The 2,241-nt window shown below is 76.0% G+C and carries 2 protein-coding genes; one reads left to right on the top strand and one right to left on the bottom strand.

Annotated elements, in window-relative coordinates:
* Positions 1-45 precede the first annotated feature (45 nt).
* Positions 46-1,617 carry an NAD(P)/FAD-dependent oxidoreductase gene (locus IH44_RS0139730; RefSeq protein ID WP_030464725.1) on the top strand — a complete coding sequence of 524 codons (1,572 nt, stop codon included), beginning with the start codon at positions 46-48 and terminating at the stop codon, positions 1,615-1,617.
* Between the two features lie 21 nt (positions 1,618-1,638).
* On the opposite strand, the gene IH44_RS0139725 is transcribed toward IH44_RS0139730, so the two are convergent.
* Complete coding sequence (locus IH44_RS0139725) at positions 1,639-2,190, bottom strand: NUDIX domain-containing protein (protein ID WP_030464724.1); 552 nt, start codon at positions 2,188-2,190, stop codon at positions 1,639-1,641.
* Positions 2,191-2,241: the final 51 nt, after the last annotated feature.

Genomic DNA, 2,241 nt, shown 5'->3' with positions numbered 1-2,241 from the left:
GTCGGGGTGCTGGTGGGGGCGGGTGGGAGGTGGTAGACCGGCGGGATGACGGTGGCTTATGACGTGGTGATCGTGGGTGGCGGGCACAACGGGCTGGTGGCGGCCGGGTACCTGGGGCGGGCCGGGCTGCGGGTGCTGGTGCTGGAGCGGCTGGGGCACGTCGGCGGGGCGGCGGTGTCGGAGCGGGCGTTCGCGGGGGTGGACGCGCGGCTGTCGCGGTACTCGTACCTGGTGAGCCTGCTGCCGCGGCGGATCCTGGCGGAGCTGGGGGTGCGGGTGGAGTTGCGGCGGCGGCGGATCTCCTCGTACACGCCGTGGGAGCGGGACGGGCGGGTCGGGGGGTTGCTGGTGGATGGTGGGGACGAGCGGCGGACGGCCGAGTCGTTCCGTGAACTGACGGGTGGGGAGCGGGAGTTCGCGGCGTGGCGGGAGTTCTACGGGATGACCGGGCGGGTCGCGGAGCAGGTGTTCCCGTCGTTGACGGAGCCGTTGCCGTCGCGGGCGGAGCTGCGGGCGCGGGTGGACGATCCGGTGGCGTGGGGGGAGTTGTTCGAGCAGCCGTTGGGCGAGGCGTTGGAGCGGCGGTTCGCGGACGACGTGGTGCGGGGGGTGGTGCTGACGGACGCGCTGATCGGGACGTTCTCGCACGCGCACGATCCTTCGCTGCGGCAGAACCGGTGCTTCCTGTACCACGTGGTGGGCGGCGGGACGGGTGACTGGGACGTGCCGGTGGGCGGGATGGGGGCGGTGACCGGGGCGCTGGAACAGGCGGCGCTGGCGGGCGGGGCGGAGCTGCGGACGGGGTGCGAGGTGGTGGCGGTGGACCCGGGGGGTGCGGCGGGGCCGGCCGAGGTCGGGTACCTGGACGCGGACGGGGTCCAGCGGCGGGTGGGGGCGCGCTGGGTGCTGTGCAACGCGGCGCCGGCGGAGCTGGAGCGGCTGGTGGGTGGTGGGGGCGGCGGGGAACCCGCGCCGGAGGGGGCGCAGCTGAAGGTGAACATGCTGCTGCGCCGGTTGCCGCGGCTGCGGGACGGGGCGGTGGACGTGCGGGACGCGTTCGGGGGGACGTTCCACATCGCGGAGTCGTACCGGGAGTTGGAGGGGGCGTACCGGGACGCGGCGGCGGGGCGGCTGCCCTCCCCCGCGCCGTCGGAGATCTACTGCCACTCGCTGGCGGACCGGTCGATCCTGGGGCCGGGCGTCCCGGCGGGGGCGCAGACGTTGACGCTGTTCGGGCTGCAGTTGCCGGCCCGGCTGTTCGCCGGGGATCCGGAGGGGGTGCGGGAGGCGGCGCTGGCGGGGGTGCTGGCGGCGTTGGACGGGGTGCTGGCGGAGCCGTTGGCGGACTGCCTGGCGGTGGACGGGGAGGGGCGGCCGTGCCTGGAGGTGCGCGGGCCGCTGGACCTGGCGGCGGACCTGCGGCTGCCGGGCGGGAACATCTTCCACCGGGACCTGGCGTTCCCGTTCGGGGGCGGTGGCGAGGGCCCGGACGTGGGGCGGTGGGGGGTGGGGACCGGGCATCCGCGGGTGCTGGTGTGCGGGGCCGGGGCGGTGCGCGGGGGCGGGGTGAGCGGGATCCCGGGGCACAACGCGGCGATGGCGGTGCTGGGGCGCTGACCGGCCGGGCCCAGAGCGGGTTCAGAGGCGCAGGTACTCGCCGTCGAACCAGGCGCGGGCGACCCGGGTGTGGAAGGGGAAGGCGAGCGGGGTGTCGGCGGTGGCGAGCTGCCAGCCGTCGGTCTCGTCGGTGGGGACGGAGGGCGGCAGGTCGGCCAGGTTGCGGGCGGGGAGGAGGGCGAACAGGCAGAGGAAGCCGCCGAGGGTGTCGGAGTCGGTGGCGACCAGGCGGGCCTCGGCCGGGTCGGCCAGGATGCCGGTCTCCTCGCGCAGTTCGCGGACGGCGGCCTGCTGCCAGCTCTCGCCGTAGTCGATGTAGCCGCCGGGCAGGGCGAGCAGGCCGTAGCCGGGTTCGATGGTGCGGCGGATGACGGTCAGCCGGGTGTCGCCGTCGGGGTGGTGGATCGGGAGCAGTGCGACGGTGACCGGGAGCGGGTTGCGGTAGCTGATCTCGTGGCAGCCGGGGCAGGTGCGCGGCCAGGCCGTGGTGCCGGCCGGGTAGGGCGTCCCGCACCAGTGGCAGTGGGTGTTGGGGCCGAAGGGGGCGGGGCGGGCGGACGGCTGGGTCGTCATGGGGGCGATGGTAGTCCGGGCGGATGGCGGGCGGGGTGGAGTCGGGTGGAC

The sequence above is a fragment of the Kitasatospora sp. NRRL B-11411 genome (assembly GCF_000721345.1).
Classification (GTDB): domain Bacteria; phylum Actinomycetota; class Actinomycetes; order Streptomycetales; family Streptomycetaceae; genus Kitasatospora; species Kitasatospora cineracea.
The sequence above is the reverse complement of the archived record's forward strand: the minus strand, read 5'-3'. Positions and strand labels throughout refer to the sequence as shown.

Bases quoted from the DNA above. Each gene is read 5' to 3' on its own strand.
- IH44_RS0139725 (WP_030464724.1), bottom strand. From the start codon at position 2,190: ATGACGACCCAGCCGTCCGCCCGCCCCGCCCCCTTCGGCCCCAACACC.
- IH44_RS0139730 (WP_030464725.1), top strand. From the start codon at position 46: ATGACGGTGGCTTATGACGTGGTGATCGTGGGTGGCGGGCACAACGGG.